Here is a 16217-nt window from a genome sequence, read left to right on the forward strand (position 1 = left end):
GGTGATGCCGATGCCCCGCAAACCCGCATATGATCGTGACGCGTTGATCGCGAAGGCCCGTGACATCTTCTGGCGTCAGGGTTGGGCTGGAACGTCGCTGAAGGACCTGGAACGGGAATTGAAGCTGAAACCCGGAAGCTTTTACGCGGCATTCGGGTCGAAGGATGCGCTCTATGCGTTGACGCTGCAAAGCTACACGCAAGAAGGTGTGGCGCGCCTGAAAGCTCTTGCCGACAGATTGGGGCCGAAGGCAGCGCTTAAGGCGCAACCACGTTTGGTCATCGAAGCGGTCGAGAATCCAGCAAAGGCCTGCATGTTGGCAAAGACATATGCCGAGTTGCAGGCGAAGGATCATGCGCTTGCGGATCAGGCCGCGCGTCACATGGCGGAAATGAAAGCGTGTTTCGCCGACCTGTTCCGCAGCGCCCAGACTGCCGGTGAAATCCGGCCCCAACATGACCCGGATCGGCTGGCGGCGCGGTATCAGTCGGATATTCTGGGGCTTCGATTGTCGGCTGAACGCAAGGATGTCGATGCGCTGGAAATCGCGGCGGATATCGCTTCTGACATCGACCAGTTATGAGGTGGATTCGGATGCGCAGAAAACGACCCCAGCATACACAAAATATTGGGGGATCGCGTGACAATCCCCACCAGAAAACGTATAAGGTACCAAAATAATATAGGTACTGACTGAATGTCCGAAGACGCACAGGCTCCCCAAGAATACGGCGCAGATTCCATCAAAGTTCTCAAGGGTTTAGAGGCCGTTCGCAAACGCCCAGGCATGTATATCGGGGACACGGATGATGGCTCGGGTTTGCACCACATGGTGTATGAGGTTGTCGACAACGGGATTGACGAAGCCCTGGCGGGTCACGCCGACCATGTGACCGTGAAAATTCACGCGGATTCCAGCGTTTCGGTCAGTGACAACGGACGTGGGATTCCCGTGGATATTCACCCGGAAGAGGGCGTGTCGGCAGCCGAGGTTATCATGACCCAGCTGCATGCGGGCGGTAAGTTCGACAGCAATTCCTACAAAGTGTCGGGCGGTTTGCACGGTGTGGGTGTTTCGGTGGTAAACGCGCTGTCAGATTGGCTGGAACTGCGCATCTGGCGCGCGGGCAAAGAGCACGTGGCACGCTTTGAGGGTGGCGAAACAGTAGAGCACCTGAAGGTCGTCGGTGAGTGTGGCGATCGCACAGGGACCGAAGTTCGGTTTCTGGCGTCAACCAACACGTTTTCGAACCTCGAATACTCGTTCGAAACTCTGGAAAAGCGTCTGCGCGAACTCGCCTTCCTGAATTCGGGCGTGCGTATCATCCTGATCGATGAACGCCCGGCAGAACGGCTTGAAACCGAGTTGTTCTATGAAGGCGGCGTAAAGGAATTCGTCAAGTATCTCGACCGGTCCAAAACTCCGGCCATGCCCGAGCCGATCTATATCAAGGGTGAGCGCGACGATATCGGCGTCGAGATCGCAATGTGGTGGAATGACAGCTACCACGAGACGGTGCTGCCCTTTACCAACAACATCCCGCAGCGAGACGGTGGTGCCCACGTGGCTGGGTTCCGCGGCGCGCTGACCCGGACGATCAACAACTACGCGCAGTCCAGCGGGATTGCGAAGAGGGAAAAGGTCAGCTTTACGGGTGACGACGCGCGCGAAGGTCTGACCTGCGTGCTGTCGGTGAAAGTGCCGGACCCGAAATTCTCATCGCAGACCAAGGACAAGCTGGTTTCGTCCGAAGTCCGTCCGGCGGTCGAAGGTCTGATGAATGAAAAACTGGCCGAGTGGTTCGAAGAGAACCCCACAGAAGCCAAGAGCATCGTTGGCAAGATCATCGAGGCCGCTTTGGCCCGTGAGGCTGCGCGCAAGGCGCGCGAACTCACCCGGCGCAAGACCGCGATGGATGTGAACTATCTGGCTGGCAAGTTGAAAGACTGCTCCGAGAAGGACCCATCCAAGACCGAAGTCTTCCTAGTCGAGGGGGACTCGGCCGGCGGGTCTGCCCAAACCGGCCGGGACAGGCTGACCCAGGCGGTTCTGCCGCTGCGCGGGAAAATATTGAACGTCGAGCGCGCAAGGTTTGACCGGATGCTGTCGTCGCAGGAAATCGGCAACCTCGTCATGGCGCTGGGCACTGGTATTGGCCGCGATGAATTCAACATCGAAAAGCTGCGCTACCACAAGATCGTCATCATGACCGATGCGGATGTGGACGGCGCACATATCCGGACATTGCTGCTGACTTTCTTCTACCGTCAGATGCCGGAACTGATCGAGGGTGGATACCTCTACATCGCTCAGCCGCCACTCTATAAGGTCTCCCGTGGCAAGTCAGAGGTGTACCTGAAAGACCAGGCCGCTTTGGATGACTACCTGATCAATCAGGGCGTCGAGGGTGCGGTTCTGAAGCTCGGCTCGGGCGAAGAAATCATCGGACAGGACCTGACCCGCGTTGTTGACGAGGCGCGTCAGCTGAAACGTGTGCTTGATGCGTTTCCGACGCATTACCCGCGACACATTCTGGAACAGGCCGCCGTCGCAGGGGCCTTTGTTCCCGGCGCCGTTGATGCCGACCTGCAAGGCGTGGCTGACAAAGTCGCCGCTCGGCTGGACCTGATCGCTTTGGAATACGAACGCGGTTGGCAGGGTCGGATCACACAGGATCACGGCATCCGACTGGCCCGTATTCTACGCGGTGTCGAAGAGGTTCGCACGCTGGACGGCCCGATGCTGCGTTCGGGCGAGGCGCGCAAGACAGGGAGTTTTACGCAGAGCCTGCAAGAAATCTATAATTCCCCGGCCACCTTGGTTCGTCGTGATCGCAGCCAGATGATCCACGGCCCACTGGACTTGTTGCGCGCCATTCTGGAAGAGGGTGAAAAAGGCTTGTCCCTGCAGCGCTATAAAGGTCTGGGTGAGATGAACCCTGATCAGTTGTGGGAAACCACACTGGATCCGGATGCGCGCACGCTACTGCAAGTACGCGTGGATGACATGGTTGAAGCCGATGATCTGTTCACAAAACTGATGGGTGACGTCGTGGAACCTCGTCGAGAGTTCATCCAGAAAAACGCTTTGAGTGTAGAAAATTTGGATTTCTGATCAGGTTGTAGGTGCGCTCATAACGCTGCATTGCTGTCATTGTATTCATTCAGAAAATTCGGCTATGTTCGCCCATAACTCTGCGTAGTATTTGCGCATAAGCTTGCACGATTTGCCCATAAATTTGCGCGGTTCGAAAAACGCTCTCAATTGATGGCAGCTGTCGCGCACCCTCTTCAGCTTTTAAAGGCTATCTCTCAATCATAGGTGCATTCTGGGCAGCAAAATTCAACCCTATCTGAAGGACGAAGCCCGTCAGCGCTTGTGGTAAATAGCGGAACTGGAATCCAGTTTCTGAAGCCCATTTTCAGCGGAAGGCCGTGACGTGCATTCTATTCGATTTAGCCGAACGAGCCAAAAGCGGTCGGTTTCCTCGACAACGGTTCTATGGCCGAATTACGGAATTGAATTGTGCTTTGCCGATACCTGCCCAAGTTCTCGTGCGCGGTCAGGCGATCCACCCAAAAGCATATCCCGCGGCGAGAGATCCCAAAATGGCAAGCAAAAGATAGAGCAAGAATGGCTTCAGTTTGAGAACCGGGGCGATGGCCATTGCGCCCCAGATACTGACCACACCACCTGAAACCAAAAAGGCCATGGCGGCACCTTCAGACATGCCGTTGTCAATCAGTCCGCGCGTTAGAGGGAGTGCGGCGTAGCCATCGATATAGGCTGGGGCGCCAACAAAAACCGCAGCGGGTATGGCCCACCATTGATCCTCGCCTACGTACCCCGCAAGCATTCCTGGGGTCAGAGCAGCATTCAACGCGTATTCGGCCGCAAAGGCAGGGATCAGGCAGATTGAGATAAGCCGTGCCGTCGCCCAGAATTGTTTGCTGAATGAATGCCGACGCGCTTGAGTTCTCCAAATCCATGGATCGAAGGTTTGGTCATTGCCACATCGCGCAGCGCTCAATTGGCGTGCCAGAACATTGTTGCGAAGCGCATTCAATGCCCAAGGTGCTTTGGCAAACAAGCGTGTAACCGCCCCTCCGAACACACCCAATCCGAATGCTGCGAACGTTTTGCCAATTGCAAAGCTCAATCCCAAAGTGGCAGCCGTCGTTGCGAGCATTGCAGGGTCTGTGATTGGGGATGACAGCCAAAACGCCATGATCGGGGCAAGCGGCACGCCAGCAGCCAACAACCCGGCCATCAATGGCAGTACGGTGACACCACAAACTGGCGTAAGGGCCCCGATCAATGATGCGGCCACAACCGTCCGAAGAGTCTTGCCTTCGAACACGCCTGCGATGTGGGTATCTGCTCCACTGGCGATAATCCAGGCCGCCAGAACGATGCCCGGGATAACTATCGGGGCAACGACAACGAGGCCACAGAGGACAAACCTAGTGGCGTGCGCAATGTGTTCCGGCCAGACGAAACCGATGCTGATCAGCAGCAATAGGCACACGCCCCAGACCATGTAGGCCTTACCTGATTGCCGGCGGACAATTGTCTGAGCGGTCATAGGATACTCCTTTGATCTTGAAAAATAGGAGATGAAAAGACATGTGTGAAACAAATAGTTTCAATCACTGGTATTGGTGTTTCGAATGGAAAATCTTGATAGCGATTTGTTGCGCACCTTTGTTGCTGTTGCCGAAGCAGGCAGCGTCACGGATGGCGCCGCACGCATCTATAGGTCCCAATCCGCCACGAGCCTTCAAATCAAACGCCTCGAATCCATCCTCGGCCAACCCGTATTTGAGCGGCACGGGCGCGGAGTTACCCTAAGTGATGCGGGTCATCGGCTATTGCCTGTTGCTCAGGACGTGACCAACCGCCTCGACGTGGCATTGCGGGACATTTCCCAAACTGCCGTGACCGGAAAACTGCGCGTGGGCATTCCCGATGATCATGGCCGAGCTAAGCTGGCGCAGATTATCGCCGCGTTTACGCGTCTCCATCCGCAAGTCGAACTGGAGGTAACCTGCGCTATCAGTGCGAGGTTTCCCGAAGCGCTCGACAAAGGATCTCTGGACCTCGCAATCTATGAGGTGGAACGCCTAGGGAAACATGAGGAACTGTTGTACGAAGATCCAACATGCTGGGTCTCATCCGCGCATCGGGATTTCCGCGCAGAAAAAGTTCTGCCCGTTGCCTTGTTCGATCACGCCTGCTGGTGGCGCGATGCGGCAATCGCTTCTCTGGAGCGCCGTTCGAAACCATATCGCATCATCTATTCAAGCCAAAGTGTTTCTGGCGTAATCGCGGCAGTAGAAGCTGGGATCGCGGCTGGTCTGCTGGGGCGTTCCTCACTTCATGCCAATCTGTCGATAGTGGGCGAGACGCTTGGCTTCAACAGAACGCCCGCCTCGAAGCTAGTGATGGCGGCAGCCGGTTCACAGGAAACCGGGCCATTGGATGCCATGAAAACAGCTATCCGCTCTGCATTTCTAACTAAAATCTAGAAGACGTGCCTTTTGGCCAGCCGAGCGACCCACAAGCTCTTCTAGGTCTCACCGTGGCAAAACCAAATTTCATTGGAATTGATGGTGCGTCAGTTTTCCAGACTTTCAAACCAATCAAGCGCTATGGAGCTCCATCCTTTTGGGTAACCGTGCCCTCCGTCGTGCAGAATGATTTCGAGACTACCGTACTCACAGTTCCAGCGTTTGCGCCACAGACCTTCGGTCATTTCGTGGTGTGCAGCATTGGGTGGGCATTTGTTTTCTTGCCGCCACATCGACAGGCCTTGCCAGATATCTGCTTGCGTGATGGTAACGTCAAACTCCTCGCTGTGTATTGCGCGACCTTCAAGCGGAACAACTTTGTCGGCAAACCCGTGGGTATGAAGCAAGTGTACCGGCTTTAGACAATCTTCGGTCGCCGGGAGCCAGAAACCACCGGACGCCGGCGCGTAACCAAGAGCCAAATCCGGTGCATTACAAGCAACTTCCCAAGCCATTGATCCGCCTCTGGAAAACCCTGTCAGCAAAACCCGGCCCACATTCACGTTTGCATGAAGGGCAGCGTCAGCCAAAACTTCACGGAGAAACCTTACGTCTGAGCGGGGGTAGGTGTTCCAACCGTCTCGAACAGACCAGTCGGTGGGTTTACCATCCAACCAAGGGAGCGCGGTCGGCGCGATAAATGCGTATCCTCGCTTGGTAAATTCTTCAACAAACGCAGTGTTCCCTACAATTTTCTCACCTGTACCCCCATAACCGTGCAGGTGCATCACAGCAGGTCCACCCTGCCAATCGTCCGGAAGGACGATATGATATTCTCCAGTTTCAATTTTGCACGACTTTGTTTTGTCACCACAATCAAGGGCGATTGCCTGCCCCGAACTCACGAGTAAAACAAAAACGGCCATTACTTTGTTGTACATAATGTCCCCCTCGGGGATTCATGTTAGCACACTTCAACACAGAAATTCCCGAGAGAGCTTACTCGGGCAGCCCCACCGCGCGAAGCCCATCCAGGATTGCGTCCCACCGTGTGGGATCCTGAAAATGGAACCAGCGCACACCACTAACCCGGAAGTCCGGATCTGATGCCAAAAGGGCCTCCCGTGCCCTCGCTCCTTGATCATGTAGACCAGCCTGACCAGCCGCGCTGGCAAGATATAATTGTGCGACCGGCAACCCCGGCGAGTTTTGTAGAGCCCGGTTGGCATTAGAGATGGCATTCTCGAAGTCGCCCATAACCAGATATGTCTGGGCCAACGCTTGCGGGACACGGTGATATATCCGGTTCTTGGCCAGAGAAAATGAGCCCCTTTTGATGGACTTCAGTGCTAACTCTGGTTGGCCCATCAAGTTCTGAATCCAGCCCAGCACCATATGCCCCTGGGCAAACTGCGGACTGATTTCGAACCCACGTTCAACACACCGCACCGCCGCATCCAAATCGCCGGTAATGCCGTAGTGAAAAATCCCCCGGATCAGATGCACGTAGTCGCTTTGATCATTCAACGACACCGCCTTGCTCAACCCGGCGTCCGCCGCTTCGATATCCTCCGGGCGTATCGGACGGTAACCCCATACCAATTCGCCGATCAACGTGTTCGCCTTCATCCCAACGGCCATGAAATTGCGTGGCTGGAGTGTCAGGATCCTGTCCAACAGACGGCCCGCAGCCTCCCATTCTTCAGGCTGCGATCCCATCATGTAGTGCCCCGCAAGATTCAGCATTGCCTCAGGATCGTTTGTCTCTGTCTCAGCTGCGCGCTCAGCAATTCGTTGCAGAATTCCGTAACGGATTGTTGTCGCGATTTCACCTGACAACAGATCTTCTGCCAAGAAGGGGTCGGAAAGATCACCGCTCATCCGCTGAGTCAGATAGGTTGCTGACGTGCTTGTTTCACGCAACTTAAGGGTGGCACGGACCTGGTTGCCAGACGCCTGAAACACTGCCGTGGCGATATGGTCCGGGTCCGCATCGAGAGCGATCAGATCCAATCCGGTCAGATTGGCAAGCGCCGCCTCTACCGTGTGATTGCAGGCCTCTGCCAGCATCTTGGCGTCGTCATTGTTGCCAAGGGCTTCGAATGCCGCGAGGGCTATCGTTGGTTTCTTAGATGTTATCCCGATGGGCGGTGTGGCGGCAGTGTGAAGTGCTCCACCTTGGTCGGGAGGCCAGACAAAGGCGCGGATCGGGCGCGAGATGTTTTTTAATGTCAATTCACCGACATCCGCAAATAGCTCGTCCATTACGCCAACAATCTGGTCACGGACGGCAGCGGAGATGCAGATCCCGCCCGTTGGGGCAGCGCCTTCCAAACGAGCCGCGAGATTCACACCGTCGCCATAGATATCGCCGTCATCAACAACCACATCGCCTATGTGAAGGCCCATGCGATAACTGATCTGCCGATCCTGAGGCGTGGATTCTTCCTCTGCGCGAACTGCTTCTTGTGCGGCTATCGCGAACCGCACTGCTTGCACCACGCTTGAAAACTCGGCCAGAAATCCGTCGCCTGTCGACTTGATGATCTTACCCCCAGCCTGCTCGATGCCGGGGTCGAACACGGACAGGTGCAGTTCTTTCTGACGGGCCAGCGTGGCTTCCTCGGCGGCTTCCACAAGCCGCGAGAAGCCGACAATGTCGGCTGCCAAGATCGAGGTGAGTTTGCGTTTCACCCTTCGGCTCGCGTGTCCAAGGAAATCCAACCGGTTCTATCCGGTTCAGGCACAGCGACCCCATCCCCTCCGAACGATGTCGGAACCGTCTTCCACTTCGGCAGGCCATCGGCCATGTCGAAAACACGCTCGCCGTAGAAGATGTGAAAAGTCGGCTCGAAGCTCAAACCAGATTCGGCCAGCGACATTGCGTAGACCGCGACAACGTCCTTACCCGGTTTGACATTTACCAACGCACCCCCGCATTTGCCGCAGGAAACACGATGGCTTTCATCATTCTTGTCCGATTGAACCGTCGGCCCTGACAACGAGACATTGTCTGCCGACCAGAGGCACCAAGCATTGACAGGCGCCGAATGCCATATTCTGCAAGAGTGGCAATGACAATATGCCATGACCATCGGCTTACCGGCAGCAGAAACACCACATGCGCCGCAATAGCAGATTCCTTGGTAGGTTTCAGTATCGGCACTCATTTTCCCTCTACCCCCCAATCGAGCAATGGCTGTTAACGTAAGTTTTCCGCTACGCCTTTTTCTCCAATGCCCTGTCAGTTATACATTCCAATCGCCGGGTCCCAAAGTAGCTTATTCCCCTCTGAAACTGCACTTTCGAAGGTGCCGATTGTCCTTCCAACTTCGCGCACTCATTCGCGTTGCGGATGTCTAAAGATGCAACGTAATCGCGAGATCGTGGAGTAAAATTTTCAAAATGTTGAGGCCCGGCTCGCCATCTCGACCATTCGCTGTGTAAGTGCATTCAAAAGACGGCGCTGGTTGGAAAGTCAAAGGATAACTGCATCCAAGGACTTTGGATGTTCTGTTAGTGCTTCCCAGCCATCTTCGGTGATTATGAAACTGTCGCCGACCTGCGCACGAAATGTATCGACTGATACTGAACCATCAACAGCGAAAACCATCCCTGGCTGCAATACTGTCGTGTCGCCGGTGACCAACTGTGGCTTTTCCAAAAAGCTATAGCCAGTCGCGCGGCCACATCGGAACGGGTATTCAAACCCCGCCCCCTGTATAACCTCGGCGTAGGCCGCATGGACACTTTCGGCGGTCACACCTGGGCGCAGCTCAGCCAGTGCGGCGGCCTGACTTGCTACAGCAATCTCATAGATATGCTCTTGTTGTTTATCCGCTATCTCACCGATCCAAAAGGTGCGGTCAAAGCCAAGTTTGAAGCGGTGAAAATTGGTCATACCGCAAAAGCACAAAAACACCGGTTCGCCCCGTTTCATAATCCGGGTTGAGGCGCGATGATGGGTTTTGGTGATGGTATCGCCCGACGCCATTATTTGCAGAAAATGAGTGTTGGGCGACATATCCGCGTCATCGTAATGCGCCACTAAAAGCTCCGCGGCCTTTCGTGTTCCGGCCCGGGACGTGGCAAGCGCAACTTCGAATTCCGGCACTCCGTCTGCAATGGCGTTGCGGCCGGCGTCCATCATAGCGCTTGCAACTTGCCCGGCATGCCGGGCCAATTGAAGTTCCTGGGCGGATTTTATCATTCGCATTTCAGCCAATATCGGTGCGGCACTGAGCAGATTTTCCACCGGGACCAACGTATCCAGGTATGCCCGCACAACTGGTGGCATATGATCAGGCTCGATACCAACACGCTTTGTAGTCTTGACCGCTTTGGGTAACTCCAGCCGCCACTCTTCACCCATACCGTCATTCCAGGCCGCGATACGATCAACATGAGCCGCCGAACGTGCCGCGTTCAGGTCTATTGTCGGCGTGATCAGCAGGCTTTCGCCAGACCTGTGCACAACCAGAATGGTTGGGCGTCCGAACTCCATATGGAGGTAGTCATAATAGCCTGTCAGATAATAAACGTTGTCGTCATCGGTGATGAGAGCAACGTCGATTCCGGCTTCTTGCATATGAGTGCGAAAGCTCTTCATCCTCGAGGCAAACATCGTCAGTCTCCATCCTGAATGTATCAGTTGAGCTTCTCAAATTGAGTTGCGTGATCGAGACCGTAGTACACGTTCGGTCCACGGTCTATCAAAGCAAAATCAAGCACCTGTCTTGACGCTTCGCCTGCATTTTATCGGAATTACTTCTCTGATCACTGATTTTCCCGTTAAAGCCTATCATCAAGCTTCACGCATACGGTGATACGCCGCCGTAAGTAAAATAGCAGCGCTATCTGCGACCTACCTCCAAAGCCATTTCCCTCAGGTGTCGCATATCCGTACCGCAGCAACCGCCAAACACCCTGATAGACGGGTTTTCCCGCAGGACATCCGCAATTTCTTGGCCGAGCTGCGCGGGATCTCCTTCATCCAAGGTATCGGCCTCATCCAATTCTGCGTGCGAACAACTTGATGCATTGGCAACAACACCTTTGAGCCTTGGATGCGCGTTGAGCGCGTCGGCAAAGTGCGTCGGGTGTGCGCAGTTGACCATGTGGAACAGAGCTGCGCCGTCTGTTTCTGCTTCGATCTGGTCTATGGCATCAACAAGTTTTGTGCCGTCAGCCAAACAACCATCGGTTTCGACGACCAATGACAAAATGATGGGTAAACCAATATCTCTTGCGGCCAGAACACAGCCAGCAGCCTCGCTTAGGCGGTTGAACGTGTACGCGGTCACCAGATCAACACTGGTTTCTTTCAGAACAGCGAGTTGCACACTGTGGTAGCTGCGCGCCTGTTCAACTGTCATGGGTGGGATGTCAGCGTAAGGATCGTATCTTGGGCCAACGCAGGCGGAAACCAAAACGTCTTCCCGCCCAGAAGCATTGCGCACCTCCTCCATCAGTGCGACACCATCCTTGTTTACCTCACGAAGACGTTCAGCATCGTAGCCCAGAGGTGCAGCACGGTCTGCATTGGCCATCCATGTCGGTGCGTCGAGAATGCACCCAACACCCATATCGCCGGCCAATTGCACGAGCGCTTGCATTTGTCCGGCCAGAACAGCCCGGGTGTCAGGCTTCTCCAGCAAGGGAAACGACGCAAAACCCGGAAGCTCGATGCCGTGATTAAAAATCAGGTCCGTACCTGTACCTGCATAAACCAAAAATTTCTTGTCACCCTCGCCTGGAAGTCTCCGCGCCATTTTGCACCCCTCGAACACCGGCATTACTCCGCATCCACAATAACAATGATCAGATCTTCTGCAAAACTGAGGTGTTTACTTGTCCGTTCGGACGCTTTCTGCATTTGCGGTATCGGCTAGGCATATCTAGGCGCGAACCACCGGAGATTCTGAACAAGCGTGGCTGTACCGTTCTAACCTTGAACATCGAGTGTCGAATCGTCTCACTATGTGAGACCTACAGCATGCTGACCAACCCTCCAAATAAGTTGCTTCAGTCATTTGGGCACACGTTAAGCTAGAAGGTTCCCAGAACTACGCGGTGAATTTCGAAGTGCAGCACACTCCGTCTTGACATAGCGATACGATCTGGTTCAGCTTCTGCTCATGACGTACACACGCATCTACTGCCAACGAATATCGGCCTGAGGTCGATAACCCACGCGAAATCCGTGGGAGGCAGCATTGGTATGCGGGCGAGGCTTATATCCTTGTAATTGCTCCAGATTAGAGTGCACGAGTCGGTTCGATTCCGACGCCTCCTACCATCCTCAGGAGGTGTCCGACATGGCGGACGAAGTTACGAACGCAATTGATTTCAACGACATCAAGCAATCGGTCGAGGAGAGCCTCGGACGCGCACCCGAAGGCTGGTCCTACTTGGTCACGACGCTCTTCACAGAGATCAAAGAACACTGTGATCAGAACGATGCCACCTACCCCTTCATCCTCCAGATCAAGGAGAAGCTGGGAGAGCTCCGCATCTACCACAGGTGTGATGATCGACACATCCAGTCGATGATCACCGCCACGATTGCACGAGCAAATCGTACCTTTGAGCGATGCTCAAACGCTGCTGAGACCCAGCTGTTGGACGGCTGGTACACGACTCTGTGTTGTTGGTGCGCGCATGATGTCGCGAGCAAGCGCCACCCTGAAAGGAAGAGGCTTTGGGGCATTCGAAAAAAGCGTGTTCGAGATCGAATGGCCTGCGGTGTTGCGAATATTACCGCCAGATTGACCGAACGGATGACCGTAATCTGTGCACCGCGTGCGTGAAGAAGGACTGGTGATGACCGCCGAACAACAAGTGATCTTCAATAAGATTATGGAAGCCTACGATGATGAGGACTACGCCCGGAAGCTCATGGATACGGGCTCGCTGGCCACAGGTCATGTCCCTCCGATTGCCCTTTGCCTGATCCCGGGAGGGGTCTTCCATCTCAACCAGCCCAAGTTCTGGAGAATGTGACTGATGGATGATGTCGAAAAGAGCTGGAAGGAATTCCGGGAAAAGGTTCGAGGTGTGATCGAGGACCATGGAGCTCAAGATGATCTCCGCTCATTTGACGCCTGGTACGCCGAAGAGATGCGTTTGGTGATGGCACACAACTACCTAGCTCCGCACGTCTCTGACGTCACATGGTCGACCGAGGGTCTGCATGTCGAGTGTGATGACCGCGAAGTGGTCGACCGTATGATGACTGCTATGGCGGAGGTTTCACACGATCTCAAAGAGGCGCGGGCCCGGAGGTCAGTGATGGGCAGTGTTGTCGACTGGAATGATATTCATGGAAGCGTCTTCAAGCAGCTTGGTGAGTATCGTACCGGGTGGGCGGAGCAGCTTACGCTTGCACTTGAGAAAGTGAAGAGGCTGATCGATGAACGGCCTGACCTCTTTGGTGACGAGTACCCATCCATCGTTCAGATCAAGCAAAAATTGGGAGGCTTGCGCGTCTATGAGGGCCCGGGCTGCAAACAGTCTACGATGGAAGAAATCCAGTGGCGCGTCGATGAGATTGAGCAAACTTGTGAAGGTTGTTCTAATTCTGCCCAACGTCAGCATGTTCAGGGCTTCGTGACGACTCTGTGCAGCTGGTGCTACAATGCAGAGCTGCGTCGTCGTTACGATTGCGCACCAGCATCCTGGCCGCAATCTCTGGAGCTGGACATTGCGGCAAACTATCCGGACCTCGTTTCCGCAGATTGCGCATCTCTTGTTCCTGCGGTCGGCCCAGGCTGGCTCATGATGATTTCGCTAGCACTCCACAAGCTTTCCTTCAGTCAGGATTTCAAGGCACTGGACCCTGGAACTATTCACATCTCGGATATTAAGAAAGGCCAGGATGGCAAGATTTCCATCGGTTTCAGTCGATACCACGATCTCATTCAGGAGTACGCTGACTGGATGGAATTTCGATGCGGTGTGACGTGTGAAGAGTGTGGCCACGTTGGTGACGTCGTTCGGACAACCGACAGTTCTCAAGCGCTTTGTTCTCACTGTTACTGTACTCGGGAGAAGTCTGATGGGTGATGACGACGACGTTGAGGTGGACGAAGAGACGATGCGTTTGCTGAAGCTATTGGAAGCTGAAATCGCGGCCGGTCGAGCAAAACTAACCAAGCCGATCAGCGCAGATGAGATCCGGGCACGCAAGATTGCTGAGCCGAAGGGTAAGGCAGATGAGTAACGAGACTACAGAAGAGGAAAGCCCAATTTTCGTAATCTGCGAGACTTTGGTGAACGGCAAACTTCGAGAGATTGAAGGAAAGGAGATCACTGTAAAACCAAACAAGATCTTAGTCTTGACGACCAGTGTCGAGGATGTTGAGTGATGACAGATGATTTTTCAGAAGAAGAGATCTTCGGGCGCCCGTTACAGGATGTTCCTCTGGATGACTTGATCGCAGAGTTGCAAGCTCGTCGCAGAGAGGGTCCGGAGGTCTGGCTTGCATTGCGCAAAATGATTTTCGAGCAAATCGCCGATTTTGCACAGCGTCCGACCGATGCGCCCAAATGGCGGGATGAATGGGTCAAAGAGAACAACTGGAATCTAGTGACTGACGACGATGATGTCGAGATCACTGATGGCAGCGGCAACGTGTTCGACGACCTCGGGATCGAAGACCCAAGGAAGAAGACTTAGTGATGGGGGACGAGCATATCAGCTTGATCTTATCCGCCGTGATCATTGTCGCGTTGACGATCTAAGTCAGACAAATCGTCCACACTGCTGGAAAAGATCGCGAAGTCGATCCAGAGCGAGTTCAAAGGATAATGCGAGATCTAGACTACAGCCACCTGGACCGAGTGATGAACCGGCGAAGGAAGAGGTAGCGGGATGTTGAAGGTGGTTGTCTATGTTGGTGATCAAGAGGTCGCCCGAGCTGTGGCTGAGAACGCTTCAGATCTGGCTGACGTGTCTAATTACGATATCCGCATGAATGAGAGGGCATCTGAACAGCTCGGTGTTGAAGAACGAGGCCTTGGCGGCAGAATCGAAGACCACCCACGAAATCAAACTGTTTGGTCGCTTGTTCGCAAGATCGCAGACCTTTGGCTTGCAGGGACTGGTGCTGGTGAAGAAAGCGCTCAGGCAAAGCTGCTGCCGTTGATCCGTGAGTCCATTCGCGAACCAGACGAGAGGATCGAAAAGGCATCGAACCAGAATGACGATTGGAATGCTGTGATCAAACAGATTTCTGATGACGAACCGTATTCCCTGGGCTTCTACGCTGACAAATTTAAGTCGTGGACAGCGGACGAGATTGAAGCTCTTCGATGTGATGTGGTTGAGACAGCAACAGAGGAGGAACTAATGGCCGAGGTCGAATGCCGGCGAAGAGCTGGTCTACTGCCCAAGGAGGCCTCGAATGATGGCTTCTCAGATCTGGTTGATGATCTCTGGGGCAAACTCGATACAGACCCAGACCGCTAGTACAGCTTACCTGCCGCCATTACCCAATATTTAACATAAGAAGTCTATGGCGACTGTCGTTGTAGTAGTGCGCGCTTCTTCTAAGCGCTTCTCCTGCTAGGAACCAAAGCGCCCCGGATAAGCATTTCCCCAACACTGCTCTGCGGAACCATGTACTACCAGTCTCTACGATGAGCATGGTTGACCGCAACCAGCCCAAAACGGAAATTGGCGACAAAACTTCGCAATCCTATGTACGCAACTTTGCAGCAGATTTTTTTTCCAAGTCGAACGACCAATTTGACAGAAATCGCCCGACGTCATCCGGCATCCGTCATGTGCTTGACCAACGAGGTCAATTGTTTGTCCCCATATCCATCCGCCCACGCGGCTTTTGTGCGGTCATGCATCATTCGGATGAAGTCAGCTGGTGCATTCAGAGATATGCAGGTCTTTAGAGCGTCCTCCTGGGCCAATGCGTAGACTTTCAACGAGGCTTCAGAGTCGTCATAGTCCTCGGTCGGAACAGTTCGGGCAAAGAGATCATAGTAGTCATTTACCAATTTGATCGTGGCAGGGAGTTGATCGACATAGACCTGCATCGGAACACCTGCTTTCTGGCAAACCAGTGCGCCGTATATCATCCCGAACATGAACCCTTGCCGGACAGTGAAGAGACCAGCAAAAAGTGCTGCAAGAGCTGCGGGTTTCTCACCGATCTGAGCGGATTTTCCCCCAAGACACCTTATGACTTCGCCGTGGCGGTCCCAAGTTCCGGCACTACCCACGGTGAGGATGGTGGCGTCACTGCTGCCAATGCCCGAAGGGTATGCATTGATCATGCCCAGCATGTAGTCGGCGTTTTTATTGCTAAGGAATGAGACTAATGAATCGGCATCGGACGTATCGCCGGTGCTCATGTCGCAGATTGTTTTCCCATTCAACGATACACTTAGACCGCTGATCAAATCGACGGTTTCCTTGTGACTTTTGATACAAACGATGACGAAATCGGACGCTGCAACAGCATCTTCTGGCGATGCGCAAATAACTGCACCTACCTTTGCAAACGATTTTGTCTTTTCAGGTGTCCGATTCCAGACGCAGACGCTGTAACCTGCATTGAGCAGGCAATGCGCCAGCGCCGAACCCATGTTGCCCAATCCGAGTACCGTAAGCGTTGCCATGGTTTCCTCCTGTTCTGGTCATTGGTGTTTCAGTCAACATGCGTAAGAATCGAGAAATCGCGTAGTTGTAA

Annotated in this window: 16 protein-coding genes and 1 tRNA gene; 10 read left to right on the top strand and 7 right to left on the bottom strand. The window is 54.1% G+C overall.

The window, feature by feature from the left end; translation table 11 throughout:
* Positions 1–10: 10 nt before the first annotated feature.
* Together AC2FFA_RS18150 and gyrB are read left to right on the top strand one after the other, a co-directional pair.
* Positions 11–583 carry a TetR/AcrR family transcriptional regulator gene (locus AC2FFA_RS18150; protein WP_496852638.1) on the top strand — a complete coding sequence of 191 codons (573 nt, stop codon included), beginning with the start codon at positions 11–13 and terminating at the stop codon, positions 581–583.
* Between the two features lie 114 nt (positions 584–697).
* On the top strand, positions 698–3115 hold the full coding sequence (gene gyrB / locus AC2FFA_RS18155; protein ID WP_117870905.1) for a DNA topoisomerase (ATP-hydrolyzing) subunit B: 2418 nt from the start codon (positions 698–700) through the stop codon (positions 3113–3115).
* A gap of 448 nt (positions 3116–3563) precedes the next feature.
* On the opposite strand, the gene AC2FFA_RS18160 is transcribed toward gyrB, so the two are convergent.
* Positions 3564–4586, bottom strand: coding sequence for a permease (locus tag AC2FFA_RS18160; protein WP_496852639.1), 1023 nt, complete (start codon positions 4584–4586; stop codon positions 3564–3566).
* 85 nt (positions 4587–4671) lie between these two features.
* On the opposite strand from AC2FFA_RS18160, the gene AC2FFA_RS18165 reads away from it, so the two are divergent.
* Positions 4672–5529 (top strand): LysR substrate-binding domain-containing protein, encoded by an 858-nt coding sequence (locus AC2FFA_RS18165; protein ID WP_496852640.1) that lies wholly within the window; start codon positions 4672–4674, stop codon positions 5527–5529.
* Between the two features lie 89 nt (positions 5530–5618).
* Here the strand turns inward: AC2FFA_RS18165 and AC2FFA_RS18170 are convergent, their stop codons facing one another.
* The 5 genes from AC2FFA_RS18170 to AC2FFA_RS18190 all read right to left on the bottom strand — a co-directional run bounded on the left by AC2FFA_RS18170 (position 5619) and on the right by AC2FFA_RS18190 (position 11282).
* Positions 5619–6452 (bottom strand): CE1 family esterase, encoded by an 834-nt coding sequence (locus AC2FFA_RS18170; protein WP_496852641.1) that lies wholly within the window; start codon positions 6450–6452, stop codon positions 5619–5621.
* 58 nt (positions 6453–6510) lie between these two features.
* Entirely contained in the window at positions 6511–8205 is a 1695-nt protein-coding gene (locus AC2FFA_RS18175; protein WP_496852642.1) for an adenylate/guanylate cyclase domain-containing protein, read from the bottom strand.
* On the bottom strand, positions 8202–8681 hold the full coding sequence (locus tag AC2FFA_RS18180) for a GFA family protein (RefSeq protein ID WP_496852643.1): 480 nt from the start codon (positions 8679–8681) through the stop codon (positions 8202–8204). The genes AC2FFA_RS18175 and AC2FFA_RS18180 overlap by 4 nt, the downstream gene beginning before the upstream one ends.
* Positions 8682–8989: 308 nt before the next feature.
* On the bottom strand, positions 8990–10135 hold the full coding sequence (locus tag AC2FFA_RS18185) for a M24 family metallopeptidase (protein ID WP_496852644.1): 1146 nt from the start codon (positions 10133–10135) through the stop codon (positions 8990–8992).
* A 229-nt stretch (positions 10136–10364) separates the two neighbouring features.
* Complete coding sequence (locus tag AC2FFA_RS18190; RefSeq protein WP_480422615.1) at positions 10365–11282, bottom strand: homocysteine S-methyltransferase family protein; 918 nt, start codon at positions 11280–11282, stop codon at positions 10365–10367.
* Positions 11283–11715: 433 nt separating this feature from the next.
* Here AC2FFA_RS18190 and AC2FFA_RS18195 point away from each other — a divergent pair.
* The 7 genes from AC2FFA_RS18195 (at position 11716) to AC2FFA_RS18225 (ending at position 14980) form a co-directional block, all read left to right on the top strand.
* Positions 11716–11809 (top strand) — tRNA-OTHER (locus AC2FFA_RS18195).
* Between the two features lie 19 nt (positions 11810–11828).
* Entirely contained in the window at positions 11829–12320 is a 492-nt protein-coding gene (locus AC2FFA_RS18200) for a hypothetical protein (RefSeq protein ID WP_496852645.1), read from the top strand.
* Positions 12321–12333: 13 nt separating this feature from the next.
* Complete coding sequence (locus tag AC2FFA_RS18205) at positions 12334–12513, top strand: hypothetical protein (RefSeq protein ID WP_496852646.1); 180 nt, start codon at positions 12334–12336, stop codon at positions 12511–12513.
* Positions 12514–12516: 3 nt separating this feature from the next.
* Positions 12517–13575 carry a hypothetical protein gene (locus AC2FFA_RS18210; RefSeq protein ID WP_496852647.1) on the top strand — a complete coding sequence of 353 codons (1059 nt, stop codon included), beginning with the start codon at positions 12517–12519 and terminating at the stop codon, positions 13573–13575.
* Positions 13568–13732 (top strand): hypothetical protein, encoded by a 165-nt coding sequence (locus AC2FFA_RS18215; RefSeq protein ID WP_010443179.1) that lies wholly within the window; start codon positions 13568–13570, stop codon positions 13730–13732. The genes AC2FFA_RS18210 and AC2FFA_RS18215 overlap by 8 nt, the downstream gene beginning before the upstream one ends.
* A 144-nt stretch (positions 13733–13876) precedes the next feature.
* Positions 13877–14188: a hypothetical protein gene (locus tag AC2FFA_RS18220; RefSeq protein ID WP_480856412.1), complete on the top strand. Its 312-nt coding sequence runs from the start codon at positions 13877–13879 to the stop codon at positions 14186–14188.
* 198 nt (positions 14189–14386) lie between these two features.
* Entirely contained in the window at positions 14387–14980 is a 594-nt protein-coding gene (locus AC2FFA_RS18225) for a hypothetical protein (protein WP_496852648.1), read from the top strand.
* A 299-nt stretch (positions 14981–15279) separates the two neighbouring features.
* Here the strand turns inward: AC2FFA_RS18225 and AC2FFA_RS18230 are convergent, their stop codons facing one another.
* Complete coding sequence (locus AC2FFA_RS18230) at positions 15280–16146, bottom strand: NAD(P)-dependent oxidoreductase (protein ID WP_496852649.1); 867 nt, start codon at positions 16144–16146, stop codon at positions 15280–15282.
* Positions 16147–16217: the final 71 nt, after the last annotated feature.

The organism is Ruegeria sp. YTSB088, from assembly GCF_059609825.1.

Excerpts from the sequence above, each read along its gene's own strand:
- AC2FFA_RS18160 (WP_496852639.1), bottom strand. The coding sequence starts at position 4,586 with ATGACCGCTCAGACAATTGTCCGCCGGCAATCAGGTAAGGCCTACATG.
- AC2FFA_RS18210 (WP_496852647.1), top strand. The coding sequence starts at position 12,517 with ATGGATGATGTCGAAAAGAGCTGGAAGGAATTCCGGGAAAAGGTTCGA.
- AC2FFA_RS18150 (WP_496852638.1), top strand. The coding sequence starts at position 11 with ATGCCCCGCAAACCCGCATATGATCGTGACGCGTTGATCGCGAAGGCC.
- AC2FFA_RS18205 (WP_496852646.1), top strand. The coding sequence starts at position 12,334 with ATGACCGCCGAACAACAAGTGATCTTCAATAAGATTATGGAAGCCTAC.
- AC2FFA_RS18180 (WP_496852643.1), bottom strand. The coding sequence starts at position 8,681 with ATGAGTGCCGATACTGAAACCTACCAAGGAATCTGCTATTGCGGCGCA.
- AC2FFA_RS18200 (WP_496852645.1), top strand. The coding sequence starts at position 11,829 with ATGGCGGACGAAGTTACGAACGCAATTGATTTCAACGACATCAAGCAA.
- AC2FFA_RS18170 (WP_496852641.1), bottom strand. The coding sequence starts at position 6,452 with ATGTACAACAAAGTAATGGCCGTTTTTGTTTTACTCGTGAGTTCGGGG.
- AC2FFA_RS18190 (WP_480422615.1), bottom strand. The coding sequence starts at position 11,282 with ATGGCGCGGAGACTTCCAGGCGAGGGTGACAAGAAATTTTTGGTTTAT.
- AC2FFA_RS18185 (WP_496852644.1), bottom strand. The coding sequence starts at position 10,135 with ATGTTTGCCTCGAGGATGAAGAGCTTTCGCACTCATATGCAAGAAGCC.
- AC2FFA_RS18230 (WP_496852649.1), bottom strand. The coding sequence starts at position 16,146 with ATGGCAACGCTTACGGTACTCGGATTGGGCAACATGGGTTCGGCGCTG.
- AC2FFA_RS18220 (WP_480856412.1), top strand. The coding sequence starts at position 13,877 with ATGACAGATGATTTTTCAGAAGAAGAGATCTTCGGGCGCCCGTTACAG.
- AC2FFA_RS18165 (WP_496852640.1), top strand. The coding sequence starts at position 4,672 with ATGGAAAATCTTGATAGCGATTTGTTGCGCACCTTTGTTGCTGTTGCC.
- gyrB (WP_117870905.1), top strand. The coding sequence starts at position 698 with ATGTCCGAAGACGCACAGGCTCCCCAAGAATACGGCGCAGATTCCATC.
- AC2FFA_RS18215 (WP_010443179.1), top strand. The coding sequence starts at position 13,568 with ATGGGTGATGACGACGACGTTGAGGTGGACGAAGAGACGATGCGTTTG.